Origin of the sequence: Burkholderia alba (assembly GCF_034721475.1) — a bacterium.
GTDB classification, from domain to species: Bacteria; Pseudomonadota; Gammaproteobacteria; order Burkholderiales; family Burkholderiaceae; genus Burkholderia; species Burkholderia alba.
Genome location: NZ_JAWJWL010000006.1, coordinates 52,083 through 66,290, shown reverse-complemented (window position 1 = coordinate 66,290; position 14,208 = coordinate 52,083). Strand labels below are relative to the sequence as shown.

General features: G+C 68.2%; 13 protein-coding genes. 12 read left to right on the top strand and 1 reads right to left on the bottom strand.

What is annotated here, in order from left to right:
- Window positions 1-24: 24 nt before the first annotated feature.
- Window positions 25-948: a LysR family transcriptional regulator gene (locus RZR99_RS08280; protein WP_323119268.1), complete on the bottom strand. Its 924-nt coding sequence runs from the start codon at window positions 946-948 to the stop codon at window positions 25-27.
- A gap of 121 nt (window positions 949-1,069) precedes the next feature.
- On the opposite strand from RZR99_RS08280, the gene RZR99_RS08275 reads away from it, so the two are divergent.
- The 12 genes from RZR99_RS08275 to RZR99_RS08220 all read left to right on the top strand — a co-directional run bounded on the left by RZR99_RS08275 (window position 1,070) and on the right by RZR99_RS08220 (window position 14,168).
- Window positions 1,070-1,525 (top strand): CidA/LrgA family protein, encoded by a 456-nt coding sequence (locus tag RZR99_RS08275; RefSeq protein ID WP_323119267.1) that lies wholly within the window; start codon window positions 1,070-1,072, stop codon window positions 1,523-1,525.
- 34 nt (window positions 1,526-1,559) lie between these two features.
- The gene (locus RZR99_RS08270; protein WP_323119266.1) at window positions 1,560-2,282 is read left to right on the top strand and encodes an LrgB family protein; all 723 of its coding nucleotides are present in this window, start codon (window positions 1,560-1,562) and stop codon (window positions 2,280-2,282) included.
- 181 nt (window positions 2,283-2,463) lie between these two features.
- The gene (gene fliL / locus RZR99_RS08265) at window positions 2,464-2,997 is read left to right on the top strand and encodes a flagellar basal body-associated protein FliL (protein WP_323119265.1); all 534 of its coding nucleotides are present in this window, start codon (window positions 2,464-2,466) and stop codon (window positions 2,995-2,997) included.
- Window positions 2,998-3,019: 22 nt separating this feature from the next.
- Window positions 3,020-4,018 carry a flagellar motor switch protein FliM gene (fliM, locus tag RZR99_RS08260; protein ID WP_323119264.1) on the top strand — a complete coding sequence of 333 codons (999 nt, stop codon included), beginning with the start codon at window positions 3,020-3,022 and terminating at the stop codon, window positions 4,016-4,018.
- The gene (gene fliN / locus RZR99_RS08255) at window positions 4,011-4,487 is read left to right on the top strand and encodes a flagellar motor switch protein FliN (RefSeq protein ID WP_323119263.1); all 477 of its coding nucleotides are present in this window, start codon (window positions 4,011-4,013) and stop codon (window positions 4,485-4,487) included. Before fliM ends, fliN begins: the two co-directional genes overlap by 8 nt.
- Window positions 4,484-5,005, top strand: coding sequence for a flagellar biosynthetic protein FliO (gene fliO / locus RZR99_RS08250; protein ID WP_323119262.1), 522 nt, complete (start codon window positions 4,484-4,486; stop codon window positions 5,003-5,005). The genes fliN and fliO overlap by 4 nt, the downstream gene beginning before the upstream one ends.
- A gap of 74 nt (window positions 5,006-5,079) precedes the next feature.
- Entirely contained in the window at window positions 5,080-5,838 is a 759-nt protein-coding gene (fliP, locus tag RZR99_RS08245) for a flagellar type III secretion system pore protein FliP (protein WP_323119473.1), read from the top strand.
- Window positions 5,839-5,849: 11 nt separating this feature from the next.
- Window positions 5,850-6,122 carry a flagellar biosynthesis protein FliQ gene (fliQ, locus tag RZR99_RS08240; RefSeq protein ID WP_323119261.1) on the top strand — a complete coding sequence of 91 codons (273 nt, stop codon included), beginning with the start codon at window positions 5,850-5,852 and terminating at the stop codon, window positions 6,120-6,122.
- Window positions 6,123-6,165: 43 nt separating this feature from the next.
- Window positions 6,166-6,948, top strand: a complete 783-nt coding sequence (fliR, locus tag RZR99_RS08235; RefSeq protein ID WP_323119260.1) for a flagellar biosynthetic protein FliR — start codon at window positions 6,166-6,168, stop codon at window positions 6,946-6,948.
- Between the two features lie 738 nt (window positions 6,949-7,686).
- Window positions 7,687-9,699, top strand: coding sequence for a site-specific DNA-methyltransferase (locus RZR99_RS08230; RefSeq protein WP_323119259.1), 2,013 nt, complete (start codon window positions 7,687-7,689; stop codon window positions 9,697-9,699).
- A 57-nt stretch (window positions 9,700-9,756) separates the two neighbouring features.
- Window positions 9,757-12,774 (top strand): type III restriction-modification system endonuclease, encoded by a 3,018-nt coding sequence (locus RZR99_RS08225; protein WP_323119258.1) that lies wholly within the window; start codon window positions 9,757-9,759, stop codon window positions 12,772-12,774.
- A gap of 296 nt (window positions 12,775-13,070) precedes the next feature.
- Window positions 13,071-14,168, top strand: a complete 1,098-nt coding sequence (locus RZR99_RS08220) for a porin (RefSeq protein ID WP_323119257.1) — start codon at window positions 13,071-13,073, stop codon at window positions 14,166-14,168.
- Window positions 14,169-14,208 lie beyond the last annotated feature (40 nt).

Here is a 14,208-nt window from a genome sequence, read left to right as displayed (position 1 = left end):
CGGCGAGGCGGCGCTCCCCCGCCGTCACCGCGCCCGCAGTCCCCCGAACGCGAGATCGTCGCCCGGATCGACGGGGCGGGCTTCCCGCGCGACGTCGAGCCACGCGCGCGCCGCGTGCGACAGATACCCCTTCTTCAGCCAGCCGACCGCGATCGCCCAGGAGATCTCCGGCTCGACGATCGGCCGGCAGCAGAACTGCGCGGTGTCGAGCCGCCGGCAATACGGCTCGGGCAGCAGCGCGATGCCGACCCCCGCGTGAACCAGCGCCGCCATGAAATCCCACTGCCCGCTGCGGCTGACGATCGACGGCGCGAAGCCGGCCTGCCGGCACGCCTCGAGCACCGCGTCGTGCAGCGCGAGGCTTTCCCCGTAGAACACGAACGGTTCGTCCGACAGGTCGGCGAGCGGCACCGTGACGTCGTTTTCCCAGCGCGCGCCGCGCCGCGCGACAAGCCACAGCGGCGCGCGCACCATCGGCAGTACGTCGAATACCGCCGGATCGACCGGCTCCAGTACGCCGCCCAGCTCCAGCTCGCCCGCGACGAGCGCCGCCTCGATGGCCCGCGCGCCTTGCTCGATCAGCTTCAGCTCGATCTTCGGATAGCGCTGCTTGAACGCCGCGATCGCCGGCGTGAAGAGCGACCCGCCGAGCGGCGGAATGCCGATCGTCAGCTCGCCGCGCCCGAGCGTGCCGAGGTCGTTCAGCTCGGCCTGCAGCTGCGCCTGTGCGGCGAGCACGTCCTGGCCGCGCAGGAACACGATCCGGCCGGCGTCCGTCAGCACCATCTGGCGCCCGTCGCGCAGCAGCAGCGGCGAGCCGATCTCGTCCTCGAGCGCCTTCACCATCTTGCTGATGGTCGGCTGGGTGACGAACATCAGCTCGGCCGCGGCAGTGAAGCTCTGCTGCCGGACCACCTCGACGAAATAACGCAGCGAACGCAGCTCCATCGCGTCTCCTTCGGCAGTGAATTCCAAAATGGAATGATTTTAATAGAGGTAAGTCATTTTATTTATGATGACGCGAATCCTATACTGGCTTCGTCAATCGAATCAAGGCCTTGGAATCATCATGTCGAAGTCGTTCGCCGCCGTTTTCTCCGCCGTCCGCACCGGACCCGCCGCGCGCGGCGGCCGGATCGCGCTGCAAACGGCCGGACTCGCGGCGCTGTGGTTCGCGATCGACTGGACGGTGCGCGCGCTCGCGCTGCCGGTCCCGTCCGGCGTGATCGGCCTCGCGGTGCTGCTCGCGCTGCTGTGGAGCGGCGGCATCGCGCCCGGCTGGGTGAAGGACGGCGCGAACTGGCTGCTGTCCGACATGCTGCTGTTCTTCATTCCGGCGACGGTCGCGGCCGTGCAGTACGGCGGCCTGTTTCGCGCCGACGGCTGGCGGCTCGCGCTCGTCGTCGTCGCGGGCACCACCCTCGTGATGCTCGCGGTCGCGATCGCGGTCGACGTCGCGGCGGGCTTCGAGCGGCGGCTCGCGCTGGTCCGGGTGCGCGCCGGACGGCGCCGCGCCCGCGCCTGAACGACGTGCGCTCGTCACCTTCAACGCCCGGCCCATGACTCCGCTTGCCTCCATCTCCCTGTCCGCGTGCGCGAACGCCGCGCTGTCGGCCGGCAGCTTCGTGCTGACGGTCGCGCTCTACTTCGCGTCCAAGCGGCTCTACGCGTACCGGAAGACGTTGCTGTTCTCGCCGCTCGTGCTCGTGCCGTCGGTGCTCGTCGCGCTGGTGGCGCTCACCGGCATGCCCTATCCGGTCTACTTCCACGACACGCGCTGGCTGATGTGGCTGCTCGGCCCGGCAACGATCGCGTTCGCGGTGCCGATCTACGAATACCGCGATCTGATGAAGCGGCACTGGCTGTCGCTGACGGTCGGCGTCGTGGTCGGGATCGCCGCGGCCGTGTGCGGCTCGCTGCTCCTCGCGAAGCTGCTGCACCTGTCGCCCGAGCTGCAGCGCTGCCTGATGACGCGCTCGGTCTCGACGCCGTTCGCGCTCGCCGTCTCCGACAAGATCCATGCGCCGCGCGACCTGACCGCGCTGTTCGTGATCGCGACGGGCATCTGCGGGATGCTGATCGGCGAACTGGTGCTCGCCGTCGTGCCGCTGCGCACGCGGCTCGCGCGCGGGGCGCTGTTCGGCGCGGCCGCCCACGCGGTGGGCACGGCGAAGGCGCGCGAGATCGGCGGTGAGGAAGGCGTGGTGTCGAGCCTCACGATGATGATCGCCGGGGTCGCGATGGTGCTGCTCGCGCCGCTGCTGACGCTGCTGCCCGTCTGAAGGCACCCGGCCCGCCGGGACCGAAGCGCCGCCGGCCCGGGGCAGCCCCGGCGCCGACGTCGGGACGCGCCGGCGCCGCCGCCGGGCTGTCATCGGGCTGACGGCGACACTGACAAACGGCTGAGATAGCCGTAATTCCCCCTTCTATTCCGCCCATCGCGCCGGCCCCGGATGCCGAACAATGCATGCTACGAGTCATCACGCACGCATCCCAATGGCCACCACGACCGCAAACCAGCCCGCAGACAAACCCGCCCCGACCGGCAAGCTCAAGCGCATGGCGCTCATCGTCCTGGTCGGGCTCGGCGCCGCCGCCGCGGCCGCGGGCGGCATGTACGTCTTCCTGACCAAGGAAGGGCTGCACGCGCCCGCCTCGGTCCGCGCGCCGGCGCCGCTGCCGGTCCCGACCTTCTTCGCGCTCGAGCCGCTCACCGTCAACCTGCAGTCGGACGACGGCCTGCACTATCTGCGCGTCGGGCTGTCGCTGAAGCTCACCGATCCGAAGGCGCAGGAGCACCTGACCCAGCACATGCCGGAGATCCGCAGCCGGATCCTGCTCGCGCTGTCGAACAAACACCCGGAAGAACTGGCCACCCTCGACGGCAAGCACGCGCTCGCCGACGAACTGAAGACGCTGATCGAGCAGCCGACCCAGCCGGGCAATCAGAGCGCACGCGTCGACGACGTGCTGTTCACCGAATTCGTCGTCCAATAACGCCGCCGGCGAAGGAGCGCGCATGGGCCACGAAGAGTTCATGTCCCAGGAGGAGGTCGATGCACTCCTCAAGGGCGTTACGGGTGAAATCGATTCGGTCTCCGAGCAGGGCGACGCATCGGGCGTCCGCCCGTACAACATCGCGACGCAGGAGCGGATCGTACGCGGCCGGATGCCCGGCCTCGAGATCATCAACGATCGCTTCGCTCGCCTCCTGCGGATCGGCATCTTCAATTTCATGCGGCGCACGGCGGAAATCTCCGTGAGCCAGGTGAAGGTGCAGAAGTACAGCGAGTTCACCCGCAACCTGCCGATTCCGACCAACCTGAACCTGGTGCACGTGAAGCCGCTGCGCGGCACGTCGCTGTTCGTGTTCGATCCGAACCTCGTGTTCTTCGTGGTGGATAACCTGTTCGGCGGCGACGGGCGTTTTCACACGCGCGTCGAGGGCCGCGACTTCACCGCGACCGAGCAGCGGATCATCGGCAAGCTGCTCAACCTGGTGTTCGAGCACTACTCGAGCGCGTGGAAAAGCGTGCGCCCGCTGCAGTTCGAATACGTCCGCTCGGAGATGCACACGCAGTTCGCGAACGTCGCGACGCCGAACGAGATCGTGATCGTCACGCAGTTCTCGATCGAGTTCGGGCCGACGGGCGGCACGCTGCACATCTGCATGCCCTACTCGATGATCGAGCCGATCCGCGACATCCTGTCGTCGCCGATCCAGGGCGAGGCGCTCGAAGTCGACCGCCGCTGGGTGCGCGTGCTGTCGCAGCAGGTGCAGGCGGCGGAAGTGGAACTCACCGCGGATCTCGCCGAGATCCCGACGACGTTCGAGAAGATTCTCAATCTGCGCACGGGCGACGTGCTGCCGCTCGACATCGCGGACACGATCACCGCGAAGGTCGACGGCGTGCCGGTGATGGAGTGCGGCTACGGCATTTTCAATGGTCAATACGCGCTGCGCGTGCAACGAATGGTCAGCGCCAGCGACACGATGAAGGAAGGTGGATATGACTGAACTGAACCAGACGCCCGACGCGGACGATCCGCAGGCGCTCGCCGACGCCGCGCTCGCGGCCGCGGGCGCCGCGGCGCCCCAGGAGGACGCGGGCATGGACGACTGGGCGGCGGCGCTCGCCGAGCAGAACCAGCAGCCGCTCGACACCGGCGCGTCCGGCGCGGGCGTGTTCCAGCCGCTGTCGAAGGCGGCCGCGACGTCGACCCACAACGACATCGACATGATCCTCGACATCCCGGTCAAGATGACCGTGGAGCTGGGCCGCACCAAGATCGCGATCCGCAACCTGCTGCAGCTCGCGCAGGGCTCGGTGGTCGAGCTGGACGGCCTCGCGGGCGAGCCGATGGACGTGCTGGTGAACGGCTGCCTGATCGCGCAGGGCGAGGTGGTCGTCGTCAACGACAAGTTCGGGATTCGCCTGACCGACATCATCACGCCGTCGGAACGGATCCGGAAGCTCAACCGATGATCCGACGGGTTGCCAGCACGATCGCGGCGCTGGCCGCCGCGCCGCTCGCCGGCGTGGCGGCCGCCGCCGACATGAACGCGGTGAATCACCCCGGTTCGATCGCGTCCGGCGTGGTGGTCGGTTCGGCCGCGCCGTCGCTCGGCGTGGGTGCGGTACTGCAGACGCTCGTCGGGCTCGCGATCGTGATCGGTCTCGTGTTCGGCTGCGCATGGCTCGCGCGCCGCTTCGGCTTCCAGCCGGCGCGCCGCAGCGGCGCGCTGAAAGTGGTGGCGAGCGTCGTCGTCGGCGCGAAGGAAAGCGCGACGGTCGTCGAGATCGGCGACACCTGGCTGGTGCTCGGCGTCGCGCCCGGCAACGTGCGCCTCTTGCACACGCTGCCCGCCGGCTCCGGCGGCGTGAGCGTGCCGTCGGGCGGCCCGGCCGCCGCCGATCCGGCACTGCCCGGCACGTTCGGCCAGCGTTTTCGCGACGCGCTGCGCGGCGAAGCGGGCAAGCGTCTCGGCCGCCAGGACCGCTGACGATGACGCCGCCCCGGATCGCGACGCCACGCGCGCGGGCGACCGCCCGCTTCTTCCCCGACCGCAGTTCGACGATGATCACAGCGATGCGCCGCGCGGCGCGCTATCTTCCCGCGCTCGTCCTCGGGCTGATGCCCGCCCTCGCGTTCGCGCAGGCGGCCGGCCTGCCCGCGTTCAACACGAGCCCCGGCCCGAACGGCGGTACGACCTATTCGCTGAGCGTGCAGACGATGCTGCTGCTCACGATGCTGTCGTTCCTGCCCGCGATGGTGCTGATGATGACGAGCTTCACGCGGATCATCATCGTGCTGTCGCTGCTGCGGCAGGCGCTCGGCACGGCGACGACGCCGCCGAACCAGGTGCTGGTCGGGCTCGCGCTGTTCCTGACGCTGTTCGTGATGTCGCCGGTGCTCGACAAGGCGTACGCGGACGGCTACAAGCCGTTCTCGGAAGGCGCGCTGACGATGGATCAGGCGGTGCAGCGCGGCGTCGCGCCGTTCAAGACCTTCATGCTGAAACAGACCCGCGAGACCGATCTCGCGCTGTTCGCGAAGATCGCCCGGGCCGCGCCGATGCAGGGCCCGGAAGACGTGCCGCTGTCGCTGCTGGTGCCCGCGTTCGTGACGAGCGAACTGAAGACGGGTTTCCAGATCGGTTTCACGATCTTCATCCCGTTCCTGATCATCGACATGGTGGTCGCGAGCGTGCTGATGTCGATGGGGATGATGATGGTGTCGCCGGCGACGATCTCGCTGCCGTTCAAGCTGATGCTGTTCGTGCTGGTCGACGGCTGGCAGCTGCTGATCGGCTCGCTCGCGCAAAGCTTCGTCTGAGGAGGATCGCGATGACGCCCGAAAACGTAATGACGCTCGCCCACCAGGCGATGTACGTCGGCCTGCTGCTCGCCGCGCCGCTGCTGCTCGTCGCGCTCGGCGTCGGCCTCGTGGTGAGCCTGTTCCAGGCCGCGACCCAGATCAACGAAACCACGCTGTCGTTCATCCCGAAACTGCTCGCGGTGGCCGCGACGATGGTGATCGCCGGCCCGTGGATGCTGTCGACGATGCTCGACTACACGCGCGAGATCCTGCTGCGCGTCGCGACGCTCGGCGCGGGCTGATCCGGCCCGCGCCCGGTCTCTTCCCTTTCCCTTCCTTCGACCGATGTTCACCGTCACCTACGCGCAGCTGAACGGCTGGCTCACCGCGTTCCTGTGGCCGTTCGTGCGGATGCTCGCGCTGGTCGCGACGGCGCCCGTGGTCGGCAACAGCGCGGTGCCGATGCGCGTGAAGATCGGGCTGGCGGCCTTCATCGCGCTGATCGTCGCGCCGACGCTCGGCGCGATGCCGACTGTTACGGTGTTCTCCGCGCAGGGCGTGTGGATCATCGTCAACCAGATGCTGATCGGCACGGCGCTCGGCTTCACGATGAAGGTCGTGTTCGCGGCGATCGAGGCGGCGGGCGATTTCATCGGCCTGCAGATGGGCCTCGGTTTCGCCACCTTCTTCGATCCGCACGCGAGCGGCGCGACGCCGGTGCTGGGCCGCTTCCTGAACGCGATCGCCGTGCTCGCGTTCGTCGCGTTCGACGGGCACCTGCAGGTGTTCGCCGCGCTCGTCGAGTCGTTCCGGCTGCTGCCCGTCTCCGCCGACCTGCTGCGCGCGCCCGGCTGGCAGACCCTCGCGGCGTTCGGCTCGGCGGTGTTCGCGATGGGCCTGCTGCTTGCGCTGCCGGTGGTCGCGGCGATCCTGATCGCGAATCTGGCGCTCGGCATCCTCAATCGCGCCGCGCCGCAGATCGGCATCTTCCAGGTCGGCTTCCCCGTGACGATGCTGGTCGGCCTGCTGCTCGTGCAGCTGATGGTGCCGAACATGATTCCGTTCTTCTCGCGGCTGTTCGATACGGGCATCGACATGATGGGCCGGGTGGCGAGCGGGCTGCGCTAGGGCGGCTCGCGTCGCTACGCGCGGCCGGCCGCGTGAGGGCGCGCTTCGAATGGAGAGCGAAAGCATCGCGAGCCGCCCCTGAGGGATGCCGTTCGAGCCGGATCGCGGCGCCGGTCGTCGCGGGTTCGTCAAGAGGATGTCTTTCCGGACATCCCGGTCGGTCGGACGGCTCCGCCTCCCCCTGCTCGCCGTGCCGGCGGCATCGCCCGCCGGGGAAGGCCGATCGACGCGCCTTCGCGCGCCCGCCGGCGCGGGCCGGCTGCGGAGCGCACGGCGCCCGGGGAGCGACGGAGACGGGCTTCACGCCAGGAAGAAAGCGGCCTGGATTGCGCGAATCGGCCGGATTTCGCGAGCCAACCCCGCCCGGCCGTTGCGCGACCGCTTCGCCCCGTTGCGCGCCGTACCCACTCGCCCGTCCCGTGTCCCCACCCCGCTTTCGCGGCGTCATGCCTGCCCGGCAACCGGCGCCCGTTGCGTTGCCCGGCCCCGCCCGCCCGGTTCAAGCCGCCCCGCCTGCCCTTGCGCCCGCCGGGCTGCCTGGGCGGCGGGCGGCCGAATTGCCGGTCCTGGTCCGGACTTGTGGTAATACATCACCGGCGCCGAGCGCGGATTTCCCGCGGGCGCGCTCCGCCGGTCCTTGACCTGCGCGGGGCGGATCGTTAGCGTTTCGCCTTTGCCGCGGGCGGATTCCGCGCGCGGAGCGGCACACGGCAGGCAGACAGGCAATTGATGGGAAAGATGATGCAGAAAATCGAGGCGTCCAGTCCGGAAGCGCAATCCGCGGATCTCGTGTCCGAGAACATCGAACGGCTCAGGGCGCTGTTCCCGGAGATCGTGACCGAGGGGCCGCACGGCGCGTCGGTCAACGTCGACGCGCTGAAGATGCTGGTCGGCGAGCACAGCGTCACCGACGCCGAGGAAAAATACGGCTTCGGCTGGTACGGCAAGCGCCGCGCCCGCCAGCTCGCGCTGACTCCGTCGACGGGCACGCTGCGCCCGTGCCCCGACGAAAGCGTCGACTGGGCGTCGACCCGCAACCTGATGATCGAGGGCGACAACCTGGAGGTGCTGAAGCTGCTGCAGAAGAGCTACGCGAACCAGGTCAAGCTGGTCTATATCGACCCGCCGTACAACACCGGCAAGGATTTCGTCTACCCGGACAACTTCACCGACAGCATTCGCCACTACCTGGCGCTGACGGGCCAGGTCGCGGGCGGGCAGAAAGTCAGCAGCAACACCGACGCGAGCGGCCGGTTCCATACCGATTGGCTCAGCATGATCTACCCGCGCCTGAAACTCGCGCGCGACCTGCTCGCCGAGGACGGCCTGATCGCCGTGCACATCGACGAGCACGAACTGCATGCGCTCGTGCTGGTGATGCGCGAGATCTTCGGCGAGGAAAACGAACTGGGCGTCGCGGTCTGGGACAAGCGCAATCCGAAAGGCGATGCGCGCGGGATCGCGTACCAGCACGAGTCGATCGTGCTGTTCGCGCGCAACGCGGACTGGCTGTTCGAACACGCGCCGCTCAAGCGGCCGAAGCGCAACGCGCAGCGGATGCTGGATGCCGCGCGCCAGGCGCTCGGCAGCGCGGCGTCGATCGCGGAGGCGACCCAGTCCTACCGGGGCTGGGTGCGCGCGCAGACCACGCTGTCCGGCGGCGAGGCGATGTACGACCGGATCTCGCCCGACGGGCGGGTGTACAGGCTGGTGTCGATGGCGTGGCCGAACAAGAAGAAGGCGCCGGACGACTATTTCATCCCGCTCGTGCATCCGCTGACGAAGCGGCCCTGCCCGGTGCCCGAACGCGGCTGGCGCAATCCGCCCGGCACGATGCGCGAGCTGCTCGCCAAGGGGCTCGTCGAGTTCGGCGCGGACGAGACCACGCAGCCGCAGCGGATCTATTTTCTCGACGAGAACATGTTCGAGAACGTTCCGTCGATCCTGCCGTTCGGCGGGTCGGACGACGCGCGCCTCAAGGATCTGGCGATACCGTTCGACCAGCCGAAGCCGACCGACTTCGCGGCATCGATCGTCGGCTGGTGCACCGGCGCGGACGACCTGATCGTCGATTTCTTCGGCGGGTCGGGCACCACCGCGCACGCGGTGATGGCGCTGAACGCGGCCGACGGCGCCCGGCGCCGCTATGCGCTGGTGCAGCTGCCGGAGCCGCTCGATGCGGGCAACAAGGACCAGAAGGCGGCCGCCGAATTCTGCGCCAAGCTGAAAAAGCCGCTCAACATCGCGGAGATCACCAAGGAACGCCTGCGGCGCGCGGCGCGCAAGATCGACGCCGAACACGCCGGCCATGGCGCCGATCTCGGTTTCCGGGTGTTCAAGCTCGATTCGACCAACGTCGTCGAGTGGGATCCGCGCGGCGGCGACCTGCAGCAATCGCTGCTCGCGTCGGTCGAGCACATCAAGGCAGACCGCAACGACTACGATCTGCTGTACGAGCTGATGATCAAGCGCGGCCTCGACCTGTGCGCGCCGATCGACGCGGTCACGGTGGCCGGCAAGGCGGTCTACGTGGTCGGCGGCGCGCTCGTCGCGTGCTTCGACCCGCGCATCGAGCGGCGCGACACCGATGCGCTCGCGGAGGGCATCGTCGCGCTGCTCGACGCGCGGCAGGCGGCCGTGCAGGACGTCACCTGCGTGTTCCGCGACAACGGCTTCGTCGACGACGTCGCGAAGGTCAACCTGTCCGCGCTGCTCGAACAGCACGGCATCAAGCAGATCCGGAGCCTTTGATGCGCCGTCCCGACCATTGCGCCGGATGCGGCGCCCGTCCCGCCGGAGCGTGCTGACATGCAACTGCATTTCGAACCGGATCTCGACTACCAGCTCGAAGCGATCGAGGCCGTCTGCGCGCTGTTTCGCGGCCAGGAAGCGTGCCGCGCGGAGTTCAGCGTCACGGCGGACCGCGCGCGGCGCAGCACCGCGAGCCGCCAGATGGCGCTCGGCATGGCCGCGTCGGACCTCGGCGTCGGCAACCGGCTGACCCTCGACGACGCGGCGCTCGCCGCGAATCTCGCGCGCGTGCAGCTGCACGGCGGCCTGCCGCCGTCGGGCGCGCTGACGTCCGGCGACTTCACCGTCGAGATGGAGACGGGCACCGGCAAGACCTACGTCTACCTGCGCAGCATCTTCGAACTGAACCGGCGCTACGGCTTCACGAAATTCGTGATCGTCGTGCCGTCGGTGGCCATCAAGGAAGGCGTCTACAAGACGCTCGACATCACCGAGCGCCATTTCCGCGCCCTCTACGCGGGCGTGCCGTTCGACTACTTCCTGTACGACTCCGCGAAGCTCGGCGAGGTGCGCAACTTCGCGGCCAGTTCGATCATCCAGATCATGGTGGTGACGGTCTCGGCGATCAACAAGAAGGACGTCAACAATCTCTACAAGGACAGCGAGAAGACGGGCGGCGAGAAGCCGATCGACCTGATCCGCGCGACGCGTCCGATCGTGATCGTCGACGAGCCGCAAAGCGTCGACGGCGGCCTCGACGGCCGCGGCAAGGAAGCGCTCGAGGCGATGCATCCGCTGTGCACGCTGCGGTATTCGGCGACCCACGCGGACAAGTACCACATGGTGTACCGGCTCGACGCGGTCGACGCGTACGAGCGCAGGCTCGTCAAGCAGATCGAGGTCGCGTCGGCGACCGTCGAGGATGCGCACAACAAGCCGTTCGTGCGGCTGCTGTCGGTCGCGAACCGGCGCGGCACGATCTCGGCGCGCATCGAGCTCGATGTCGCGACGCCCGGCGGCGTGCTGCGGCACGACGTGACGGTGTCGGACGGCGACGACCTGGAGCGGATCGCGAAGCGCGCGGTGTACGCCGATTTCCGGATCGGCGAGATTCACGCCGCAAAGGGCGCGGAGTTCGTCGAGCTGCGCTATCCGGGCGGCGAGACCTTCCTGTCGATCGGCGACGCGCATGCCGACGTCGATGCCCTCGCGATCCAGCGCGAGATGATCCGCCGCACGATCCGCGAGCACCTCGACAAGGCGCAGCGGCTGCAGCCGCTCGGCGTGAAGGTCCTGTCGCTGTTCTTCGTCGACACGGTCGACAAGTACCGCCGCTACGATGCGCTCGGCAAGCCGGTGAAGGGCGACTATGCGCGGATCTTCGAGGAGGAGTACTGCCGGGCCGCGAAGCTGCCCGCGTATCGCGCGCTGTTCGACGGCGTCGATCTGGACCGCGCGGCGCAGGACGCGCACAACGGCTACTTCTCGATCGACCGCAAGGGCGGCTGGACCGACACCAGCGAAAGCAGCGCGGGCAACCGCGAGAATGCCGAGCGCGCGTACAACCTGATCATGAAGGAAAAGGAACGGCTGCTGTCGTTCGACACGCCGCTCAAGTTCATCTTCTCGCACTCGGCGCTGAAGGAAGGCTGGGACAATCCGAACGTGTTCCAGATCTGCACGCTGCGCGACATCCAGACCGAGCGCGAACGCCGCCAGACCATCGGGCGCGGGCTGCGCCTTTGCGTGAACCAGCACGGCGAGCGGGTGCGCGGCTTCGACGTCAATACGCTGACGGTGATCGCCACCGAAAGCTACGAACAGTTCGCCGACAACCTGCAGAAGGAAATCGAGGCCGATACCGGCATCCGCTTCGGCGTGGTCGAGGCGCATCATTTCGCGGCGCTCACCGCGTGGTCGGCCGACGGCGAGCCGACGCTGCTGGGCGTCGACGCGTCGAATGCGCTGTGGGCGCACCTGAAGGCGCACGGCTACATCGACGCGCACGGCAAGATACAGGATGCGCTGAAGTTCGCGCTGAAGAGCGGCACGCTCGCGCTGCCGCCCGAATTCGACGCGCAGCGCAGCCAGATCGTCGACGTGCTGCGCAAGCTGTCCGGCCGGCTCGAAGTACGCAATGCCGACGACCGCCGCCAGATCGCGCTGCGCCGCGATGCCGACGGCAAGGCCGTCTATCTCGGCGACGCGTTCAAGGCGCTGTGGGACCGGATCAAGTACCGCACGACCTACCGCGTGCAGTTCGACAACGCGCAGCTGATTCGCGACTGCGTCGCGGCGCTGAAGGATGCGCCTGACATCGCGCGCGCGCGGCTGCAATGGCGCAAGGCCGACATCTCGATCGGCAAGGCCGGCGTCGAGGCGACCGAGACGGCGGGCGCCGGCACGGTCGTGATCGACGAGGGCGAGATCGCGCTGCCGGATCTGCTGACCGATCTGCAGGACCGCACCCAGCTGACGCGCCGCACGCTCGCGACGATCCTGATCGAAAGCGGGCGGCTCGATGCGTTCCAGCGCAACCCGCAGCAGTTCATCGCGCTCGTCGCCGATACGCTGAACCGCTGCAAGCGCCAGGCGCTCGTCGACGGCATCGAGTACAAGGTGCTCGGCGATCGGCACGTGTACGCGCTGTCGCTGTTCGGCGAGGAAAAACTCACCGGCTATCTGAAGAACCTGCGGCGCGATGCGCGCAAGTCGATCTACGAGGATGTCGTCTGCGACTCGAACGTCGAACTCGCATTCGCCGAGGCGCTGGAGCACAACGATGCGGTGCGGCTGTACGCGAAGCTGCCCGGCTGGTTCAAGATCCCGACGCCGCTCGGCAGCTACAACCCCGACTGGGCGGTGCTGATCGAGCACGACGGCGCGCCGCAGCTGTACTTCGTCGTCGAAACCAAGAGCAGCCTGGCCGACGACGATCTGCGCGGCAAGGAGCAGCGCAAGATCCAGTGCGGCGACGCGCACTTCCGCGCGATCGCGGGCCGCGACCGGCCTGCGCGGTATGTGCGCGCCCGCACGGTCGACGACCTGATCGCCGCGTCGCTGACGGCCGGCTGACGATCGACCGCGCGCGCCGGCGGCGTCCGGCGCGCGCTTTCCGTATGGCCGCACCCGCGCGCTGCGCGCCGGCGGCATGCGCGCGCAATCCGCTTCTCCCTCCTCCCCCCTCCCCATTTCTCTGCGCATCCCGCGCCGGCGCATGCCCGGCCGCTGCCAGTTCGCTGTGCGTCGTCGGGATAGTCTTTGTGCGTCGTCGGTGAAGATCCACGCCGTCTCGTGTTCCACACTCCGTCCCGGAGATCGAAAACGACAAAAAGCAGGACCACAAAACAAAATCACGGACGGAGACGAAAATGAAGAAGTTGGCAGTGGCGGCGGCCGGTCTGGCCATCGCCGCGGGCGCGCACGCGTCCGACGGCAGCGTGACCCTGTTCGGCCTGATCGACGCGGGCATTTCGTATGTCAGCAACGAAGGCGGCAAGCACAACCTGTACTTCGACGACGGCATCGCGGTGCCGAACCTGTGGGGCCTCAAGGGCGCGGAAGATCTCGGCGGCGGCAGCAAGGCCGTGTTCGAACTGACCTCGCAGTACGCGGTCGGCACGGGCGCCGCGCTGCCGAGCGCCGGTTCGATGTTCTCGCGCACGGCAATGGTGGGCCTGTCGAACGATCGGCTCGGCGGCGTCACGTTCGGCCAGCAATACGATTTCATGACGGACTCGCTGACCTTCGGCTCGTTCGACGGATCGTTCCAGTACGGCGGCCTGTACAACTTCCGGCAAGGCCCGTTCACGAAACTCGGGATTCCGAATAATCCGACCGGATCGTTCGACTTCGACCGGATGGCGGGCTCCGCGCGCGTGCCGAATTCCGTCAAGTACACGAGCGCGAACCTGGGCGGCGTGGTGTTCGGCGCGCTGTACGGGTTCAGCAACCAGGCGGGCGGGCTCTCCGCGAACAGCACGATCAGCTTCGGCGCGAAGTACGAAGGCGGCAGCTTCGGGCTGGGCGCCGCCTATGTCGAAGTGAAGTATCCGCAGATGAACAACGGGCACGACGGCATCCGCAACTGGGGGCTCGGCGCGCGCTATTCGCTCACGCTGGTCGATTTGAACCTGCTCTACACCAATACGAGAAACACGCTGACGGGCGCGGGCATCAACGTGGTCCAGGTGGGCGGGCGCTATGTGAACGCTCCGTGGACGATCGGCGCGAACTATCAGTACATGAAGGGCAACGCGCAGCTCGACGACAACTACGCGCACCAGGTCACCGCGGCGGTGCAGTACGCGCTGTCGAAGCGCACCTCGGCTTATGTCGAGGCGGTGTACCAGCGCGCGGGCGGCAGCCAGGGCGCGCAAGCATGGATCAACGGCGTGACGGGGCCGGATGCGCAGTCGAGCGGCAATTCGCAATTCCTCGCGCGGATCGGCATGCTGACGCGCTTCTAGCACGGCAGCGACGACGGACGACCGCCCGGCCGCGCAGCGA

Bases quoted from the DNA above. Each gene is read 5' to 3' on its own strand.
- fliM (WP_323119264.1), top strand. From the start codon at position 3,020: ATGGGCCACGAAGAGTTCATGTCCCAGGAGGAGGTCGATGCACTCCTC.
- RZR99_RS08230 (WP_323119259.1), top strand. From the start codon at position 7,687: ATGATGCAGAAAATCGAGGCGTCCAGTCCGGAAGCGCAATCCGCGGAT.
- fliL (WP_323119265.1), top strand. From the start codon at position 2,464: ATGCATGCTACGAGTCATCACGCACGCATCCCAATGGCCACCACGACC.
- fliR (WP_323119260.1), top strand. From the start codon at position 6,166: ATGTTCACCGTCACCTACGCGCAGCTGAACGGCTGGCTCACCGCGTTC.
- RZR99_RS08270 (WP_323119266.1), top strand. From the start codon at position 1,560: ATGACTCCGCTTGCCTCCATCTCCCTGTCCGCGTGCGCGAACGCCGCG.
- RZR99_RS08275 (WP_323119267.1), top strand. From the start codon at position 1,070: ATGTCGAAGTCGTTCGCCGCCGTTTTCTCCGCCGTCCGCACCGGACCC.
- RZR99_RS08225 (WP_323119258.1), top strand. From the start codon at position 9,757: ATGCAACTGCATTTCGAACCGGATCTCGACTACCAGCTCGAAGCGATC.
- RZR99_RS08280 (WP_323119268.1), bottom strand. From the start codon at position 948: ATGGAGCTGCGTTCGCTGCGTTATTTCGTCGAGGTGGTCCGGCAGCAG.
- fliP (WP_323119473.1), top strand. From the start codon at position 5,080: ATGATCACAGCGATGCGCCGCGCGGCGCGCTATCTTCCCGCGCTCGTC.
- RZR99_RS08220 (WP_323119257.1), top strand. From the start codon at position 13,071: ATGAAGAAGTTGGCAGTGGCGGCGGCCGGTCTGGCCATCGCCGCGGGC.
- fliN (WP_323119263.1), top strand. From the start codon at position 4,011: ATGACTGAACTGAACCAGACGCCCGACGCGGACGATCCGCAGGCGCTC.
- fliO (WP_323119262.1), top strand. From the start codon at position 4,484: ATGATCCGACGGGTTGCCAGCACGATCGCGGCGCTGGCCGCCGCGCCG.
- fliQ (WP_323119261.1), top strand. From the start codon at position 5,850: ATGACGCCCGAAAACGTAATGACGCTCGCCCACCAGGCGATGTACGTC.